The 17,698-nt window shown below is 69.9% G+C and carries 11 protein-coding genes; 2 read left to right on the top strand and 9 right to left on the bottom strand.

Features of this window, described 5'->3' with window-relative positions; genetic code table 11:
• Positions 1 to 299 precede the first annotated feature (299 nt).
• The 9 genes from ABD369_RS33890 to eccD all read right to left on the bottom strand — a co-directional run bounded on the left by ABD369_RS33890 (position 300) and on the right by eccD (position 11,374).
• On the bottom strand, positions 300 to 1,985 hold the full coding sequence (locus ABD369_RS33890) for a ribonuclease J (RefSeq protein ID WP_344640461.1): 1,686 nt from the start codon (positions 1,983 to 1,985) through the stop codon (positions 300 to 302).
• Positions 1,986 to 2,159: 174 nt separating this feature from the next.
• The gene (gene dapA / locus ABD369_RS33895) at positions 2,160 to 3,059 is read right to left on the bottom strand and encodes a 4-hydroxy-tetrahydrodipicolinate synthase (protein ID WP_344640462.1); all 900 of its coding nucleotides are present in this window, start codon (positions 3,057 to 3,059) and stop codon (positions 2,160 to 2,162) included.
• Positions 3,060 to 3,329: 270 nt separating this feature from the next.
• Positions 3,330 to 4,064, bottom strand: coding sequence for an FAD-dependent thymidylate synthase (thyX, locus tag ABD369_RS33900; protein WP_344640463.1), 735 nt, complete (start codon positions 4,062 to 4,064; stop codon positions 3,330 to 3,332).
• A 51-nt stretch (positions 4,065 to 4,115) separates the two neighbouring features.
• Positions 4,116 to 4,574: a tetratricopeptide repeat protein gene (locus ABD369_RS33905; protein WP_344640464.1), complete on the bottom strand. Its 459-nt coding sequence runs from the start codon at positions 4,572 to 4,574 to the stop codon at positions 4,116 to 4,118.
• A gap of 7 nt (positions 4,575 to 4,581) precedes the next feature.
• Positions 4,582 to 5,328: a 4-hydroxy-tetrahydrodipicolinate reductase gene (gene dapB / locus ABD369_RS33910; protein WP_344640465.1), complete on the bottom strand. Its 747-nt coding sequence runs from the start codon at positions 5,326 to 5,328 to the stop codon at positions 4,582 to 4,584.
• Positions 5,329 to 5,342: 14 nt separating this feature from the next.
• Complete coding sequence (locus tag ABD369_RS33915; protein ID WP_344640466.1) at positions 5,343 to 6,710, bottom strand: M16 family metallopeptidase; 1,368 nt, start codon at positions 6,708 to 6,710, stop codon at positions 5,343 to 5,345.
• A 76-nt stretch (positions 6,711 to 6,786) separates the two neighbouring features.
• Complete coding sequence (locus ABD369_RS33920) at positions 6,787 to 9,000, bottom strand: polyribonucleotide nucleotidyltransferase (RefSeq protein ID WP_344640467.1); 2,214 nt, start codon at positions 8,998 to 9,000, stop codon at positions 6,787 to 6,789.
• Positions 9,001 to 9,481: 481 nt separating this feature from the next.
• A complete protein-coding gene (rpsO, locus tag ABD369_RS33925; RefSeq protein WP_344640468.1) occupies positions 9,482 to 9,772 on the bottom strand; it encodes a 30S ribosomal protein S15 in 291 nt (96 codons plus the stop codon).
• 141 nt (positions 9,773 to 9,913) lie between these two features.
• Entirely contained in the window at positions 9,914 to 11,374 is a 1,461-nt protein-coding gene (gene eccD / locus ABD369_RS33930) for a type VII secretion integral membrane protein EccD (protein ID WP_344640469.1), read from the bottom strand.
• 452 nt (positions 11,375 to 11,826) lie between these two features.
• On the opposite strand from eccD, the gene eccCa reads away from it, so the two are divergent.
• Positions 11,827 to 15,780 carry a type VII secretion protein EccCa gene (gene eccCa, locus ABD369_RS33935; RefSeq protein ID WP_344640470.1) on the top strand — a complete coding sequence of 1,318 codons (3,954 nt, stop codon included), beginning with the start codon at positions 11,827 to 11,829 and terminating at the stop codon, positions 15,778 to 15,780.
• Between the two features lie 460 nt (positions 15,781 to 16,240).
• Positions 16,241 to 17,653 (top strand): APC family permease, encoded by a 1,413-nt coding sequence (locus tag ABD369_RS33940; protein WP_344640471.1) that lies wholly within the window; start codon positions 16,241 to 16,243, stop codon positions 17,651 to 17,653.
• The last annotated feature ends 45 nt before the right edge of the window (positions 17,654 to 17,698 follow it).

The following is a 17,698-nucleotide window of genomic DNA, read 5'->3' on the forward strand; positions in this document are numbered from 1 at the left end:
GACGCTTCCTTCGGACCGCCTTCCAGCGGAACCTCCGGGCGCTTCGTTCTTTCGTGTTTCCAGCTTATCAGATGTTTTCCGCTCCGTTTACCGGACCGAATTCCATCGGATTCGCTTTCGCCTTTCGGCGCCCCCAAACTCTATCAGAGTTTTCCGGCCCGCTTTCCGCTCTCGAATTTCGTTCGAGAACTTCCGGCGTCCCGTGGGGCAACCCGGAGAACATTACGCACCGGGCCGCCCCACGTCAAACCGAGCCGGTCGGCTCAGCCGGCCGAACCCGCCTGGACCGCCAGGGCGCCTCAGACCTCGACCACGACCGGCATGATCATCGGGCGCCGGCGGTAGTTGTCCGCCACCCACTTGCCGATGGTGCGCCGGACCAGCTGCTGGACCTGGCGGATCTCCAGCACACCGTCGTTCGCCGACTTGGTCAGCGCCTCTTCCAGCCTCGCCACGACGGGGATGAACGCGCTGTCGTCGATGCCGGAGCCGCGGGCCTGGATGGTCGGACCACTTACGATCTTGCCGTTGGTGGAGTCGACCACGACGAAAGCCGAGATGAAGCCCTCTTCACCGAGGATGCGGCGGTCCTTGAGCGAGGCCTCGGTGATGTCGCCGACCGACGAGCCGTCGACGTAGACGTAACCGGCTTGGACCTTGCCGACGATGCGCGCGACGCCGTTCTCCAGGTCGACGCAGACGCCGTCCTCGGCGATGACCGTACGCTCACGCGGCACACCGGTCGCGATACCCAGGTCGGCCGCCGCTCGCAGGTGGCGCCACTCGCCGTGGACCGGCATCAGGTTGCGCGGCCGGCAGATGTTGAAGAAGTAGAGCAGCTCGCCGGCGGAGGCGTGGCCGGACACGTGCACCTTGGCGTTGCCCTTGTGCACGACCTTGGCGCCCCACCGGGTCAGGCCGTTGATGACCCGGTACACCGCGTTCTCGTTGCCCGGGATCAGCGAGGAGGCGAGGACGACGGTGTCGCCCTGGGTGATCCGGATCTGGTGCTCGCGGTTGGCCATCCGGGAGAGCGCCGCCATCGGCTCGCCCTGCGAGCCGGTGCAGATGAGCACCACCTCGTTGTCCGGCAGGTCATCCAGGGTCTTCACGTCGACGATCAGGTTGCCCGGGACTTTCAGGTAGCCCAGGTCCCGCGCGATGCCCATGTTGCGGACCATCGAGCGGCCCACGAAGGCGACCTTGCGCTTGTACTCGTGGGCCGCGTCCAGCACCTGCTGGATGCGGTGCACGTGGCTGGCGAAGGAAGCGACGATGATGCGGCGATCGGCGTTGGCGAAGACGTTGCGCAGGGCGGCCGAGATGTCCCGCTCGTGCGGGATGAAGCCGGGGACCTCGGCGTTGGTGGAGTCCACCAACAGCAGGTCCATGCCCTCCTCGGCCAGCTTGGCGAAGGTCGGCAGGTCGGTGAGCCGGCCGTCGAGCGGCAGCTGGTCCATCTTGAAGTCACCGGTGGCGACGACCATGCCGGCGGGCGTCCGGACGGCGACCGCGAGGGCGTCCGGGATGGAGTGGTTGACGGCGATGAACTCGCAGTCGAAGGGGCCGATCCGCTCGCGCTGCCCCTCTTCGACCTCCAGCACGTACGGACGAATCCGGTGCTCGGCGAGCTTGGCCTCGATCAGCGCCAGGGTGAGCTTGGAGCCGATCAGCGGGATCTCCGGGTTCTCCCGGAGCAGGTAGGGGACGGCGCCGATGTGGTCCTCGTGCCCGTGGGTGAGGACGATGCCGTCGACCTTGTCCAGCCGGTCCCGGATGTAGCTGAAGTCCGGGAGGATCAGGTCGACACCGGGCTGCTCGTCCTCCGGGAAGAGGACACCGCAGTCGATGATCAGGATGCGGTCCCCGTGCTCGAGGACCGTCATGTTGCGGCCGATCTCACCGAGGCCGCCGAGCGGAGTGATGCGGAGGGCGCCCTCCTTCAGGGCCGGTGGCGCGCCGAGTTCGGGATGCGGGTGGCTCAAAAGACTCTCCTTACGACGCACGCCATATGCCCGGGATCCTCCCCTGAAGACATATGGCGTGCGTGCTTCGTCGGTTTCCTACATTTCAGGTCCTGGTGCCCTCGCGCCTTGGGTCCGGTCCAGCGGCGGGCCTGCGATGGGCCCGGCGAGCCGGGGCGCGCACGTCTGTGTCTGCTACAGGTGTACCCCGCCGGCGGCGAGATCCAGCCTCAGCCGGTCAATCTCCTCCGGCGTGGCGGAGACCAGCGGCAGGCGCAGCGGTCCCGCCGCGTGCCCCTGGAGGTTCAGCGCCGCCTTGCTGAGGATGACGCCCTGGGTGCGGAACATGCCGGTGAACACCGGCAGCAAGCTCTGGTGGATCGACAGCGCCTTGGCGACATCGCCGGCCTGGTAGGCGTCGATCATGGCGCGCAGCTCGCCGGCCACCACATGGCCGACCACGCTGACCACACCGACGGCGCCCACCGACAGCAGCGGCAGGTTGAGGATGTCGTCGCCGGAGTACCAGGCCAGGCCGCTGCGGGCGATGGCCCAGGAGGCGGCGGCGAGGTCGCCCTTGGCGTCCTTGTTGGCGACGATCCGCGGGTGCTCGCCGAGCCGGACCAACGTCTCGGTGCTGAGCGCGACCCCGGAGCGGCCGGGGATGTCGTACAGCATCACCGGCAGCTCGGTGGCGTCCGCGATGGTGACGCTGTGCTGGTACAGGCCCTCCTGCGGGGGCTTGCTGTAGTACGGCGTGACGACCAGCAGGCCGTGGGCGCCTGCCGCCTCGGCCTGGCGGGCGAGCTCGACGCTGTGGTGCGTGTCGTTGGTGCCGACGCCGGCGATGATGTGGGCCCGGTCCCCGACCGCCTCCACCACGGCGCGGACCAGCTGGGCCTTCTCGGCGTCGGAGGTGGTCGGCGACTCACCGGTGGTGCCGTTGAGCACGAGGCCGTCGTTGCCGGAGTCCACGAGGTGCGCGGCCAGGCGCTGTGCGCCGTCGAGGTCGAGACCGCCGTCTGCGGTGAACGGGGTCACCATCGCGGTCAGGACCCGGCCGAAGGGAGTCTGAGGGGTGGAGGTCGGAGCCATGCGTCCAAAACTACTCGTAGGCGGCCGGGGGTCTACCAGGCCGGTCCATGGTTCGGACAGATGTGCCGTTCCGCGGGGGCGGAGTGCCGCTCCGCAGGAGGGCCTGCGAACGGACGGCGGCTGGGCGGCGGGCCCTGACGTGGGACTCCGGTGCTGCTTGCTCGGGGGTTCAAGCAGCACCGGAATCCGTGGTTTTGAGCCTAGGGAGCACCCGGAAAAGCCGCAATCCGGACATGCCACCCGCCCCGCCCGTATGCCTGTCGGCCCAGGTCAGGGGGCGACTCGGCCGTGCTTCTCGAAGGCCGCATGGGTGAGCGGCATGAGCTTCGCCCACTCCGCCTCCATCTGCTCGGCGACCATCTCGATCTCGCGCTGCGGGAAGGACGGAACCGCCGAGTTCTCCCGCTTGGTGCGCAGCGAGAGGAAGTGCATCAGCGAGCGCGCGTTGCAGGTGGCGTACATCGAGGAGAACAGGCCGACCGGCAGCACCGCGCGGGCCACCTCCCGGGCGACACCGGCGTCGAGCATCTCCCGGTACGCCTGGTAGGAGGCCCGGTAGGAGGACTCCATCGCCTCGGTCGCGATCCGGTGCTGTTCCGGGCTGCCCGCAACGAACTCGTACTTGCCGGGGCGGCCCTGCTGGATCAGCTTGCGGTCCTCGCCGGGGACGTAGAAGACCGGCTGCAGCTCGCGGTAGCGACCGGACTCCTCGTTGTAGGACCAACCGCTGCGGTGACGGTGGAACTCGCGGAAGACGAAGATCGGCGCGCTGATGAAGAAGGTCATCGAGTTGTGCTCGAAGGGGGTGCCGTGGCGGTCCCGCATCAGGAAGTTGATCAGCCCCTTGGACTTCTCCGGATCCTGCTGGACCGCCTCCAGGGACTGCTCACCCGCGGTCGAGACGCGCGCCGCCCAGATCACGTCCGAGTCGGCCGCGGCACTGCGCACCAGCTCGACGGTGACATCGCTACGGAACTGCGGAGTCAGGTCCACTTCATCGCTCACGCGAAGATCCTCCAAGAAATACCGGGATGAGCCGTTTGTGACGGCGACAGCCTAGCCCGCCGTGACGGGCGCCGGAGTGGCGTGCAGCTTGATGGCGTGCTGCATGGCCTTGCGGGCGCGCGGCACGTCGCCGGCGTCCGCATAGGCCACCGCGAGCCGGAAGAAGACCCGCCAGTCCGCCGGCGAGGCCTCGGCCTCGGCCTTGCGCCTGGCGAAGACCGCGTCGGCCGAGGCCCGGTCGATCCGGCCCCCCGAGGTGCGCTTCAGCTCGTCCACCGGCAGCCCGCCCTCGGCCTCCAGCTCGCGGGCGAGCCGCTCGCTGGCCCGCCCGAAGCGGATGGTCTGGCGCAGGAACCACACCCCGATCCCCGGGATGACGAAGGCGCAGAGGCCGATGCCGATGCCGAGCGGCTTGCCGGTGGCGATCAGCTGGACGCCCTCGCCCACGCAGATCAGGGCGACCAGGAACAGGACGCCGGAGAGCACGAAGAAACCGGTGCGCGAGGTCATCGACGGCTCACAGGTCCAGGAAGTGTTCGAGGCCGAAGGTGAGGCCCGGGTGGTCCACCACCTTGCGCACGCCGAGCAGGATGCCGGGCATGAAGCAGCTGTGGTGCAGCGAGTCGTGGCGGATGGTCAGGGTCTCGCCGGTGTCGCCGAACAGCACCTCCTGGTGGGCCAGCAGGCCGCGCAGCCGGACCGCGTGCACCGGCACCCCGTCCACGTCCGCGCCGCGCGCACCCTCAAGGCCGTGTGTGGTCGGGTCCTGCTGCGGCCCCCGGCCGGCCTTGGTGCGGGCGGCGGCGATCAGCTGCGCGGTACGGGTGGCGGTACCCGAAGGGGCGTCCGCCTTCCGGTCGTGGTGCAGCTCGACCACCTCGACCGACTCGAAGTACTTGGCCGCGACCTGCGCGAACTGCATGCCGAGGACGGCGCCGATGGAGAAGTTCGGCGCGATCAGCAGACCGGTCCGCGGGCTCTCGGCCAGCCAGCCGCGCACGGTGGCCAGCCGCTCGTCGGTCCAGCCGGTGGTGCCGGTGACCACGTGGATCCCGTTGTGCAGGCAGTATTCGAGGTTGCCCATCACCGAATCGGGGTGGGTCAGTTCGACCACGACCTGGACACCGGCGTCGGCCAGCTCGGAGAGCTCGGAGTCGCGGCCCAGGGTGGCAACCAGCTCCAGGTCGGGGGCGGCCTCGACGGCCTTGACGGCCTCCGAACCGATCCGTCCCCTGGCGCCGATCACGGCAACACGCAGCGTCATCTTCGGTAACCCTCTCAGTGCAGCAGGTCGGCGAGCGCGGCCGCCCGCCTGTCGTTGATCGGGCCGATCAGCGCGAGCGAGGGCCGGTAGGCACCCAGCACATCACGTGCCACGTCCCGGACGTCATCCAGGGTGACCGCCGCGATCTTCGCCAGCATCTCGTCCACGGACAGGTGCTGCCCGTAGCAGAGTTCGGCCTTGCCGATCCGGTTCATCAGCGAGCCGGTGTCCTCCATGCCGAGCACGGTGGAGCCGGAGATCTGCCCGATCGCCCGGTGCAGTTCCTCGGCCGTGATGCCCTCCTCGACCACCTTGGCCAACTCGGCGCGGCAGATCTCCAGGACCTCCTCGACCCGCTTGGGCTGGCAGCCGGCGTAGATGCCGAACAGACCGCTGTCCGCGTACGAGGTGGAGTACGAGTAGACCGAGTACGCCAGGCCCCGCTTCTCCCGGACCTCCTGGAACAGCCGCGAGCTCATCCCTCCGCCGAGGGCCGCGTTGAGCACGCCCAGCGCCCAGCGGCGCTCGTCGTGGCGGGGTATGCCCGGCAGGCCGAGGACCAGGTGGGCCTGCTCGGTGGGACGGTTGAGCACCTGGATCTTCCCGGCGGTGCGCAGCGCCTTGACGGAGCGGGGCAGCTCGGCGGGGTGGCCGGTGGACCTGGCCAGCACCGGCGCGAAGGCCCGCTCGACCAACCGGACCACCTTCTTGTGGTCGAGGTTGCCGGCCGCCGCGACGACCAGGTTCTCGGGCTTGTAGCGGCGGCGGTAGAACCCGGCGATCTGGTCCCGGCTCAGCCCGGTCACGGTCTCCTGGGTGCCCAGGATCGGGCGGCCGAGCGGCGCGGAACCGTAGATGACCTTGGCGAACAGGTCGTGGACCACGTCGCCCGGGTCGTCCTCGGCCATCGCCATCTCCTCCAGGATGACGCCGCGCTCGGCCTCCACGTCCTCCTCGCGAACCAGCGAGCCGGTGACCATGTCGCAGACCACGTCGATGGCCAGCGGCAGGTCGGTGTCGAGCACCCGCGCGTAGTAGCAGGTGTTCTCCTTCGCGGTGAAGGCGTTCATCTCGCCGCCGACCGCGTCCAGGGCGGCCGAGATGTCCAGCGCGCTGCGCCGGGCGGTGCCCTTGAAGAGCAGGTGCTCCAGGTAGTGGGTGGCACCGTTGAGGACCGGGGTCTCGTCCCGGGAGCCGACGCCGACCCAGATCCCGAAGGTCGCCGAGCGGACCGTCGGCAGGGTCTCGGTGACGACCCGCAGGCCGCCGGGAAGGACGGTGCGGCGCACCGTGCCGGCGCCGTCGACGCCTCTGAGCAGGGTGCGAGTGGTGCCGGGTCGCTGCGTTGCCGCCGAGGCCTGAGCCAACGCGGGTACCTCCATGGGTGGGAACAAACAGGGTGCGGCCCGCACGCTCAAGCTGGCGTGCGGGCCGCGGGAGTCAGCTAGCTGCGAGCCGTCACTCGGACGCGGTGGCGGCCTCGCCGCCCTCCTCGCCCTCGACGACCGGGATCAGCGAGAGCTTGCCGCGCGGGTCGATCTCGGCGATCTCGACCTGCACCTTGGTGCCGACCGCGAGCACGTCCTCGACGTTCTCCACGCGCTTGCCGCCGGCCAGCTTGCGGATCTGCGAGATGTGCAGCAGACCGTCCTTGCCCGGCATCAGCGAGACGAACGCGCCGAAGGTCGTGGTCTTGACCACGGTGCCCAGGTAGCGCTCGCCGACCTCCGGCATGGTCGGGTTGGCGATCTGGTTGATCGTGGTGCGGGCGGCCTCGGCGGCCGGGCCGTCCGCGGCACCGATGTAGATGGTGCCGTCGTCCTCGATCGTGATCTCGGCGCCGGTGTCCTCCTGGATCTGGTTGATCATCTTGCCCTTGGGGCCGATGACCTCACCGATCTTGTCCACCGGGATCTTGATGGTGATGATGCGCGGGGCGTTCGGCGACATCTCGTCCGGAGTGTCGATCGCCTCGTTCATCACGTCGAGGATGTGCAGGCGGGCGTCCTTGGCCTGCTTCAGCGCGGCGGCGAGCACCGACGCCGGGATGCCGTTCAGCTTGGTGTCCAGCTGCAGGGCGGTGATGAAGTTGCGGGTACCGGCGACCTTGAAGTCCATGTCGCCGTACGCGTCCTCGGCGCCCAGGATGTCGGTCAGGGTGACGTAGTGCGTCTCACCGTCGATCTCCTGCGAGATCAGGCCCATGGCGATACCGGCGACGGCGGCCTTCAGCGGCACACCGGCGTTCAGCAGCGACATGGTGGAGGCGCAGACCGAGCCCATCGAGGTGGAGCCGTTGGAGCCGAGCGCCTCGGAGACCTGGCGGATGGCGTACGGGAACTCCTCGCGGGTCGGCAGCACGGGCAGGATCGCCCGCTCCGCCAGCGCACCGTGGCCGATCTCGCGGCGCTTGGGCGAGCCCACGCGGCCGGTCTCGCCGACCGAGTACGGCGGGAAGTTGTAGTTGTGCATGTAGCGACGGCGCGTCTCCGGGGAGAGCGTGTCGAGCTGCTGCTCCATGCGGAGCATGTTCAGGGTGGTGACACCCAGGATCTGGGTCTCGCCGCGCTCGAACAGGGCCGAGCCGTGGACCCGCGGGATCGCCTCGACCTCGGCGGCCAGGGTGCGGATGTCGGTGACACCGCGGCCGTCGATGCGGACCTTGTCCTTGATGACGCGCTCGCGGACGATCTTCTTGGTCAGCGCGTTGTAGGCGGCGCTGATCTCCTTCTCGCGGCCCTCGAACTCCGGCAGCAGCTTGTCCGCGGCGATCGCCTTGATGCGGTCGAGCTCGTTGTTGCGCTCCTGCTTGCCGGCGATGGTGAGCGCCTGGGCCAGCTCGTCCTTGACCGCGGCGGTCAGGGCGGCCAGCACGTCGTCCTGGTACTCCAGGAAGACCGGGAACTCGCCGGTCTCCTTGGCGGCCTGGGCGGCCAGCTTGGACTGCGCCTGGCAGAGCACCTTGATGAACGGCTTGGCGGCCTCCAGACCGTCGGCGACGACCTCCTCGGTCGGGGCCTCGGCGCCGTCGGCGACCAGCTTGATGGTCTTGTCGGTGGCCTCGGCCTCGACCATCATGATCGCGACGTCGCCGTCCGGCAGGACGCGACCGGCGACGACCATGTCGAAGACGGCCGACTCCAGCTCGCTGTGGGTCGGGAAGGCGACCCACTGGCCCTTGATCAGGGCGACCCGGACGCCGCCGATCGGGCCGGAGAACGGCAGACCGGCCAGCTGGGTGGAGGCGGAGGCGGCGTTGATGGCCACCACGTCGTACAGGTGGTCCGGGTTCAGCGCCATGACGGTCACGACGACCTGGACCTCGTTGCGCAGGCCCTTGACGAAGGACGGGCGCAGCGGGCGGTCGATCAGGCGGCAGGTGAGGATCGCGTCCTCGGAGGGCCGGCCCTCACGACGGAAGAACGAGCCGGGGATCCGGCCCGCGGCGTACATCCGCTCCTCGACGTCGACGGTCAGCGGGAAGAAGTCGAAGTGCTCCTTCGGCTGCTTGGACGCGCTGGTGGCCGACAGGACCATGGTGTCGTCGTCGAGGTAGGCGACGGCGGAGCCGGCGGCCTGACGGGCCAGCCGGCCGGTCTCGAAGCGGATGGTACGGGTGCCGAAGCTGCCGTTGTCGATGACGGCCTCGGCGTAGAACACGTTCTCTTCCACCTGGAAGATCTCCTCTTTCGTACGTCTCCCGAGGAGCGCCCCTCCGCTTTGCCTACCGGTGGCCCGGGCATCTGGGCCGGTCTTCGATCGAAGCCTCCGGGTCGCCGGCGCCGTCGTCTGGACGGCTCGGCACTCCCCGACGGCCACTACCGAGGACCGGCGCCTCTCGGCCTGCTGGTCGGCGGTCGCGTGTGGACGCTCCCTGGGACGCGGGCGGCTTCCGTTTGAAGCCAGCGGCCCGCTCGGTGATGTCGCACTGCCTCAATTCTCGCGGCGTCTTCGCGACACCATGAGCGGGCATGCCCTTCACCTTACAAATTCACACCCTACAGAGCCCGCCATTACCACGCGTGTGGAAAGGGACTCGTCGCAGGGAGTTCGCCCGGCGTTCGCCGTCCGTCACTGCGGAGGACGGCGGCACCGTGCGGGATGCAGCGAGGGGCGGCTCCCCGGTAGGGGGAGCCGCCCCTGCACGGCGGACTTAGCGGGCGCCGCCGGCGGCACCGCGGCGGATGCCCAGGCGGTCGACGAGCGTACGGAAACGCTCGATGTCCTTCTTGGCCAGGTACTGCAGCAGACGGCGGCGCTGGCCGACCAGGATCAGCAGACCACGGCGGGAGTGGTGGTCGTGCTTGTGGAACTTCAGGTGCTCGGTCAGGTCCGAGATGCGGCGCGAGAGCATCGCGACCTGGACCTCCGGGGAACCGGTGTCGCTCTCGTTCTGACCGAACTCGGCGATGATCTGCTTCTTGACGTCGGCGGCGAGTGCCACGGCATCTCCTTCAAGGGTTTCGCCGAGCGACCCTGGTAGACGGCACAGGATCTGACAGAACTCGGACGGGCCCAAGCGTACCAGCGCCCGCCGGCCGCCCCGACAGCGGGGCGACGGCGGGCGCGTGGCGCGGGCCTCGGATCAGCTGGTGGCGCCGCGGACCAGACCGTAGATGTCCAGCACCGCGAGGGCCAGCGGGACCAGCGAGATCAGCATCAGGCCGTCCACCATGTCCAGGACGCGGCCCCAGAACGGGGAGACGCCCAGACGCGGCACGACCAGCGCGATGGCGGTCAGCACGGCGGCCCCGAAGGCGATCGAGACGCCCAGCCAGACCGTGCGCAGGTCGGTCTGGGTGGTGGAGCCGGCGGCCCGGATGATGAACTCCGGGGTGTGCAGCGACAGGCCCAGGATCAGCAGGCCCAGGCCGGCCAGGCCGGCGATGGTGAGGGCGAAGACCTGCGCGGTGTAGCGGAACAGCCGGGCCCGCAGCATGGTCGCGATGCCGACCGCCAGCGCCAGCAGCTCGCCGTACATGGTGTCGCTGAAGCCGAGCACGGCGCAGGCGCCGACGATCACCGCGGCGCAGCCGCCGACCAGGCCGACCAGCACCTCGTGGCCCCGGCGGGCCTGGTGGGCGATCTTCTCGTACTGGACGGTCTCGGCGCGGTTCTCGTCCTCGGAGAAGTTGCGACCCCGGGTACGGGTCTGGCCGGGGGCGCTGAAGCCGACGGGCAGCCGGGCGAAGCGGGCGGACAGCGCGGGCAGCACGCCGATCGCGGCGATGGCGGCGACACCGGTGACGGCGGCGATGTGGGTGGCCGGGGTACCGGAGAGCAGCACGCCCGCGAAGGTGGCCAGGGTGCCCGCGGCGGCCAGGAAGGAGGAGGCGACGAAGACCGAGTCCTTCTCCGGCAGCAGGCCGACCAGCAGTACCGAGACCACCAGGACGGCGACGCAGCCGACCAGGAACTGGAGCCGGCCGGGACCGTCCCCCTGGTGGGCGATCGCGATGATGCCGCTGCCCGCGATCAGCGTGTGCGGGAGCGCGCCGAGGCCGAGCGCGAGCCCGGCGTCGTGGTCGTCGTAGACCCGGGCGCGGATCCCCGCGAAGGCGACCAGGACGACCGCGGTCACGCCGGACAGGATGCCCGGCAGGCTGTGCATGTCGTGGCGCAGGTCGGAGAACCAGAGCGCGAACCCGAGCAGCACCAGCAGCACGGTCGAGCCGATCAGGCCGAAAGCCCGCATCAGCTCGGGACTCCAGAAGCGGCGGTCGGCCTCGACCGCGCTGGCGATGGCGTCGGCCACGTCGTCGTAGACGGCCGGCGGCAGCGACTCGGCGAACGGGCGCAGGCTCAGCAGGTCGCCGTCGCGCACCTGCTGAGCGGCCAGCGGCAGTCCGCTGTCCAGGACCGTTCCGTCGCGGCGGACCAGGTGGAAGCCGGTCGGCGCACCGTCCGCCTGGGTCTGGCCGGAGAGCCTCAGCACCTCGGGGTAGATGTCCGCGAGCGGGACGTCCTCCGGCAGTGCGACGTCGATCCGGCTGTCCGGCGCCACCACAGTGACCCGGCAGAATCCGGTCGTTGCATTAGCGCTCACCGGCGCTCTCCCCCTTGTTGACTGGCCGTTCGTCGGCTCGGCCCGATCCTCCCGGACCGGAACTCGCGCGATCCGGATGAGACTTGGCGCGGCGTTACCCTACCGCCAGCCGGGCCGGCCCACCCACCGACCCCCGGCCGGTGGCCTGTGAAAGAAGGGTGACGGTGGATCACCCCTCTTCCTCACGACCGGACTGCCCTCGCCCCTGTGGTCGCACCGTCCGGGCAGACCAGTAGGATCGGCCCCTGCGCAAGGCGTAACGGGGGCGGATTCGCGCGACCCCGATGACGCTTGCGGTCGGCGGAGCGGGGGCGGCGTCATCGCAACACGGGGCGTCCTCACCCGTACGTATCCAGTGCGTGAGGGCTGATGCCAGTGGGCGAGCGAAGCGAGCGAACCGTTAGAAGGTGCGAGTTTCGCGAAGCGGCCGACGAGCGAAGCGAGGAGGTCGCATGAGTGTGGTTACCGTCAAGCGTCCGGCGCGGGCGTATCCGCCCGCGGTGCCGGACGAGCCGGTGGAGCTGGTGCCTCCGCCGGAGCTGCCCAGAGCGGGTGGCGAGGACTGGCTGATGTCCCTGTTGCCGTTGCTCGGCATGGGTGGGTCCGCAGCGTTCCTCTTCTCGCCCGGTGCCCAGGGGCCGCAGAAGATGATGGGTGTCCTGATGGTCGCCTCCACCGCGGGTATGGCGGTGGCCCAGATGATCAAGGCACGCAAGGGCGGCAACGCGGGCACCGCGGACGAGCGCCGCGACTACCTGAAGTACCTGCAGCAGATGCGCCGCCAGGTGCGCCGTACGGCCGAGCGCCAGCGCGGCGCCCAGCTGTTCCTGCACCCGGAGCCCGACCAGCTGTGGTCGATCGTGGCGGAGGGCCGCCGGCTGTGGGAACGCAGGCCCGGTGACCCGGACTTCGCCCAGATCAGGCTCGGCCGCGGTCCACAGCAGCTGTCCACGCCGCTGGTGGCACCGCAGACCGCGCCGCTGGACGAGTTGGAGCCGCTGGCCGCCGCTGCGATGAAGAACTTCCTCACCGCGCACGGCACTCTGCAGGACCTGCCGCTGGCGGTCTCGCTGCGCGCCTTCTACCACATCACCGTCTGCGGCGATCCGGACACCGTGTACGGCAACGTCCGGGCGATGATCGCCCAGTTGACCACCCTGCACTCGCCCGATGACCTGGTCATCGCGGTCGCCGCCGCGCCGGGCGCGGTGGAGGAGTGGGAGTGGGCGAAGTGGCTGCCGCACACCCAGCACCGCAAGGACAGCGACGGCGCGGGTTCCCGCCGCCTGATCGCGACCGGGCTCGGTGAGCTGGAGTACCTGCTGGAGAACGAGCTGGCGGGCCGCAAGGGCTTCTCCCGCGACACCGTGCCGTCTCCCGACCAGCCGCACATCGTGGTCATCATGGACGGCGCCTCGGTGCCGCCCGACTCGGCGCTGGCCGGTGCGGAGGGCGTCCAGGGCGTCACCGTGATCGAGGTCGTCCCGGGTGAACTGGACGAGCCCAGCGGACACTTGGTGATCTCTCTGACCAAGGACGAGCTGCTGCTGGAGTCCGCCTCCGGCGCCTCGTACTCCGGCAAGCCGGACACCCTGTCCTCCTGGCAGTCCGAGGCGCTGGCGCGCCAGCTGGCACCGTTCCGGGTCTCGGCCGGCGGGGACGACGGCGACCCGTCGCTGGTCAGCATGGACTTCACCGAGATGATGAGCACCGGTGACCCGGGCTCCTTCGACCCGGCCCGGCACTGGCGTCCGCGTCCGATCGCCGAGAAGCTCAAGGTCCCGCTGGGTGTCGGCCAGAACGGCGAGTACGTCTGGCTGGACATCAAGGAAGCCTCGCTGCAGGGCATGGGCCCGCACGGCATGTGCGTCGGCGCCACCGGTTCCGGCAAGTCCGAGGTGCTCCGCACCATCGTGCTGGCGCTCGCAGTGACCCACTCCTCCGAGGTCCTCAACCTGGTCCTCGCGGACTTCAAGGGTGGTGCCACCTTCGCCGGTATGGCGGAGATGCCGCACACCGCGGCCGTGATCACCAACCTCGAGGGCGAAGCCACCCTGATCGACCGCATGCGCGACGCGATCGAGGGCGAGATGAACCGCCGCCAGGAACTGCTGCGCGCGGCGGGCAACTACGCCAACATCAACGAGTACGAGCGGGCCCGTGCCGCCGGTGCGGCCCTCGACCCGCTGCCCTCGCTGCTGATGATCATCGATGAGTTCTCCGAACTCCTCACCGCGAAGCCGGACTTCATCGATCTGTTCATCCAGATCGGCCGTATCGGCCGTTCGCTGGGCATGCACATGCTGCTCGCCTCGCAGCGCCTCGAGGAGGGCAAGCTCCGCGGTCTGGACACCTTCCTCTCCTACCGTCTGGGTCTGCGCACCTTCTCGGCCGCCGAGTCGCGGGCCGCGATCGGTGTGCCGGACGCCTACCACCTGCCGCCGATCCCGGGTGTCGGTTACCTGAAGTTCGGTTCCGACGTGATGGAGCGCTTCCGCGCCGCGTACGTCTCGGGCCCCTACCGCCCGCCGGGCCAGCAGCGCACCAGCAGCGGCCAGGTGATCACCGCGCAGCCGGTGCTGTTCACCGCGGCCGAGGTGCCGATCATCGAGCCGGTGGTCGAGGAGGTCGTCGAGGAGGTCGAGGAGATCGACGACTCGCTGCTCGACACCATGCTGGACGTCTTCGTCCAGCGGATGCTCGGGCAGGGCCCGCCCGCCCACCAGGTGTGGCTGCCGCCGCTGGAGGACGCCCCCAGCATCGACGGGCTGGTGCTGCCGCTCCAGGTCACCCCCGAACGCGGGCTCACCTCCTCGGACTTCGGCAAGGTCGGCACCCTGAAGGTGCCGGTCGGCATCGTCGACAAGCCGCGCGACCAGCGCCGCGACGTGCTGGAGCAGGACTACTCGGGTGCGGCCGGTCACGGTCTGATCATCGGCGGTCCGCGCTCCGGCAAGTCCACCCTGGTCCGGACCCTGGTGGCGAGCTTCTCGGTCACCCACACCCCGATGGAGACGCAGTTCTACCTGCTGGACTTCGGTGGTGGCGGTTTCCAGAGCCTGGAGGGCCTGCCGCACGTCGGTGGCGTCGCCGGGCGACTGGACGTCGACAAGGTGCGCCGCATGGTCAGCGAGGTGCACGGCGTCCTCAACCACCGTGAGGAGCTGTTCCGCGCGGCCGGGATCGACACCGTCGGCACGTTCCGGTCCAGGCGGGCCAATGGCCAGCTGCCGGACGAGCTGCACGGCGACGTCTTCCTGATCATCGACGGCTGGCTCACCTTCAAGCAGGAGTTCGAGGCGCTGGAGCCGGTCATCTCCGACATCGCCGCGCGCGGTCTCGGCTACGGCGTCCACGTCATCGTGACCGCCTCCCGGTACGCCGAGGTCCGCCCGGCACTCAAGGACCTGCTGCAGAACCGCACCGAGCTGAAGCTCGGTGACTCGATGGAGTCGGAGATCGACCGCAAGGTCGCGGTGAACGTCCCGGCGAACTCGCCCGGCCGCGGCCTCACCGCGGACAAGCTGCACTTCCTGGCCGGCCTGCCGCGCCTGGACGGCAAGTCCACCATCGACGACCTCGGCGACGGCCTGGCCGGCCTGGTCGAGGCGGTCAACGGGGCCTGGACCGGGCCGCGCGCGCCGCAGGTGCGCATGCTGCCCGCAGTGCTCGACGGGAACTCGCTGCCCAAGGGCTTCGAGCACCCCGAACTCGGTGTCGCCTTCGCCGTCGACGAGACCGAACTCGCGCCGGTCTTCCTCAACTTCGAGACCGACCCGATGTTCGTGGTCTTCGGTGAGAGCGAGTCCGGCAAGTCCGCGGTGCTGCGCATGCTGATCAAGCAGATCACCGAGCGCTACACCCCGGACCAGGCCGGCATCGTGATCGGCGACTTCCGCCGCTCGCTGCTGGGCGTGGTGCCGCCGGAGTACCTGGTCGAGTACGCGGCGGCCGCGCCCGCCATGTCCTCGATCGTGGAGATGCTCCGCGGAGCCTGCGCCCGCCGTCTGCCGGGACCGGACGTCACGCCCGAGCAGCTGCGCAACCGCAGCTGGTACAGCGGCAAGGACATGTTCGTGATCGTGGACGACTACGAGCTGGTCGCCACCCAGTCGGGCAACCCGATGGCGCCGCTGGGCGAGTTCCTGCCGTTCGCCCGCGACATCGGTCTGCGCATCATCATCGCGCGCAGCGCCGGTGGTGCCGGCCGGTCGCTCTTCGAGCCGATCATGCAGCGGATGCGCGAGCTGGGCGGCCAGGGCCTGCTGCTCTCCGGTGACAAGAACGAGGGTGCGCTGCTCGGCACGGCCAAGCCGCAGCCGCTGCCGCCGGGCCGTGGCATCTACGTCACCCGCCGGATGACGGCGGGCCAGACCGTCCAGGTCGGCTGGACGCCCGCGCCGTAACAGCGGGCGGTGTCGTAGCACCGAGTGACGAACAGAGGCCGGGTCCGGTGACGGACCCGGCCTCTGCCGTCCCAGGTGCTGAAACGTTATCGAGTTTCTTGCATGACTTTGCTGCGGTTCTCGTTGCGGGAGCGGGCGGCGCGGGGGCCTGGCGGGGCGCCTGGGCCAGCAGCGGCCCACCCAGCAGGGAGCCTTGGATTCACGGGCGGCAATCTGCGTTCACCTTTGATTCAAATACGGCATGGCGAAGGTAACAAATAGGACATGCTCGGTGATCGCCCCGCGCAGCCATAGGATCCCCTGTCCGGCCCGCTTCGGCCTGCGGATTCCGAAGCAGTTCGGCCGTTGACGCGATCTATACGCCCCTGTTCCATGGCTCCGGGAGCGACCGGGACCGACACCAGCCACTGGAGGCGATAGCGCTCCCTCCCCACGACCTCACGAGCCGATCGGAACGCCCATGACCGACACGCTTCGCCCGCCACTCGCCGCAGCCCCCACCACGGCGGCTGAGAGCCTCGACGGAGCGCCGACGAAGCTCAGCCGTTCGCTCGGTGTCGTGGGCGGGACCCTGCTCACGCTCTCCTGCGTGACCCCGGCGTCCTCGCTGTTCGTGATCGTGCCGAGCCTCTTCAACAGCCTCGGCACCGCCACCGCGCTGACCATCGGCATCGGAGCGCTCATCTGCGTCGCGGTGGCGTTCTGCTACTCCGAGCTCGGCACCCTGGTCCCGAGCGCCGGCGGCGAGTACGCGATGGTCGGCACCCTCGCGGGCCGGTTCACCGGGTGGCTGGTGTTCATCCAGTCCCTGATCGTGGTGATGATCGTGCCCTCGGTCATCGCCCTCGGTACCGCCGACTACCTGGCCCCGATCGTGCACATCGACCCGGCGGTCGCCGGCGCCGGCGTGATGCTGGCCGCCACCGTCGCCGGCCTGCTCGACCTGCGGGCCAACGCCTGGATCACCGGTATCTTCCTGGTCCTCGAGGTGATCGCCGCCGCCGTGGTCTCCTTCCTGGGCTTCGCACACACCGAGCGCGGCCTGGGCAGCCTGCTGCACGGCGTGTCCGCCGACGCGAGCGGTGCCACCAGCCCGGTCGGCATGGCCGCGATCCTGGCCGCGATGGGCACCGCCCTGTTCGTCACCCAGGGCTTCAGCACCGCGATCTACCTCTCCGAGGAGCTGGAGGACCCGCGCCGCAACGTCGCCCGCACCGTGCTGTGGACGCTCGCGCTCTCGGTCGTGGTGATCATGGTCCCGGTCGTCGCCATCACCATGGGCGCCCCCGACCTGGCCACGCTGACCGCCGGCGACATCTCCGGCATGGTGGTCGGCTGGAGCAACTCCGCCCTCGGCACCTTCATCAGCCTCTGCATCGCGCTGGCCATCATCAACGCCGGCATCGTGATGGTCATCCAGAACTCCCGGGTGCTCTTCGCCTCCGGCCGCGACCGGGCCTGGCCCGAGTCCGTCAACCGGGCCTTCGGCACCCTGAACCGCTTCAGCGCGCCGTGGGTCTCCACGCTGGCCGTCGGCGTCCCCGGCGCGGTGCTCTGCTTCGTGCCGAACACCCTGCTGACCAACATCACCGGTGTCGCGGTCGCCGCGCTCTACCTGCTGGTCGCCGTCGCCGCCCTGTTCTCCCGCCGTGCACAGCACAAGGACGCCCCGGCCTGGCGCCAGCCGCTCTGGCCGGTGCTGCCGGTCCTGCTGATCGCGGCGCTCGGCTACGTGCTGACCCAGCTGGACGTCACCGCGCTGCTGTGGACCGGCGCCATCACCGTCGCCGCCTCGCTGTACTGGGTCTGCTACCTCCGCCCCCGCCAGGACACCCACTGGGTGATCACCCTGCCCGAGGACGAGCGGGTCTGAGCACCGGGACGGCCGCGGGCCCGGCTCCCCACCCGGGGGGCCGGG

This window comes from Kitasatospora cystarginea, assembly GCF_039533515.1.
Classification (GTDB): domain Bacteria; phylum Actinomycetota; class Actinomycetes; order Streptomycetales; family Streptomycetaceae; genus Kitasatospora; species Kitasatospora cystarginea.

What these genes read in the sequence shown, in the direction of transcription:
- dapA (WP_344640462.1), bottom strand. Translation starts at nt 3,059, where the DNA reads ATGGCTCCGACCTCCACCCCTCAGACTCCCTTCGGCCGGGTCCTGACC.
- ABD369_RS33905 (WP_344640464.1), bottom strand. Translation starts at nt 4,574, where the DNA reads ATGACCTCGCGCACCGGTTTCTTCGTGCTCTCCGGCGTCCTGTTCCTG.
- dapB (WP_344640465.1), bottom strand. Translation starts at nt 5,328, where the DNA reads ATGACGCTGCGTGTTGCCGTGATCGGCGCCAGGGGACGGATCGGTTCG.
- ABD369_RS33915 (WP_344640466.1), bottom strand. Translation starts at nt 6,710, where the DNA reads ATGGAGGTACCCGCGTTGGCTCAGGCCTCGGCGGCAACGCAGCGACCC.
- eccCa (WP_344640470.1), top strand. Translation starts at nt 11,827, where the DNA reads ATGAGTGTGGTTACCGTCAAGCGTCCGGCGCGGGCGTATCCGCCCGCG.
- ABD369_RS33940 (WP_344640471.1), top strand. Translation starts at nt 16,241, where the DNA reads ATGACCGACACGCTTCGCCCGCCACTCGCCGCAGCCCCCACCACGGCG.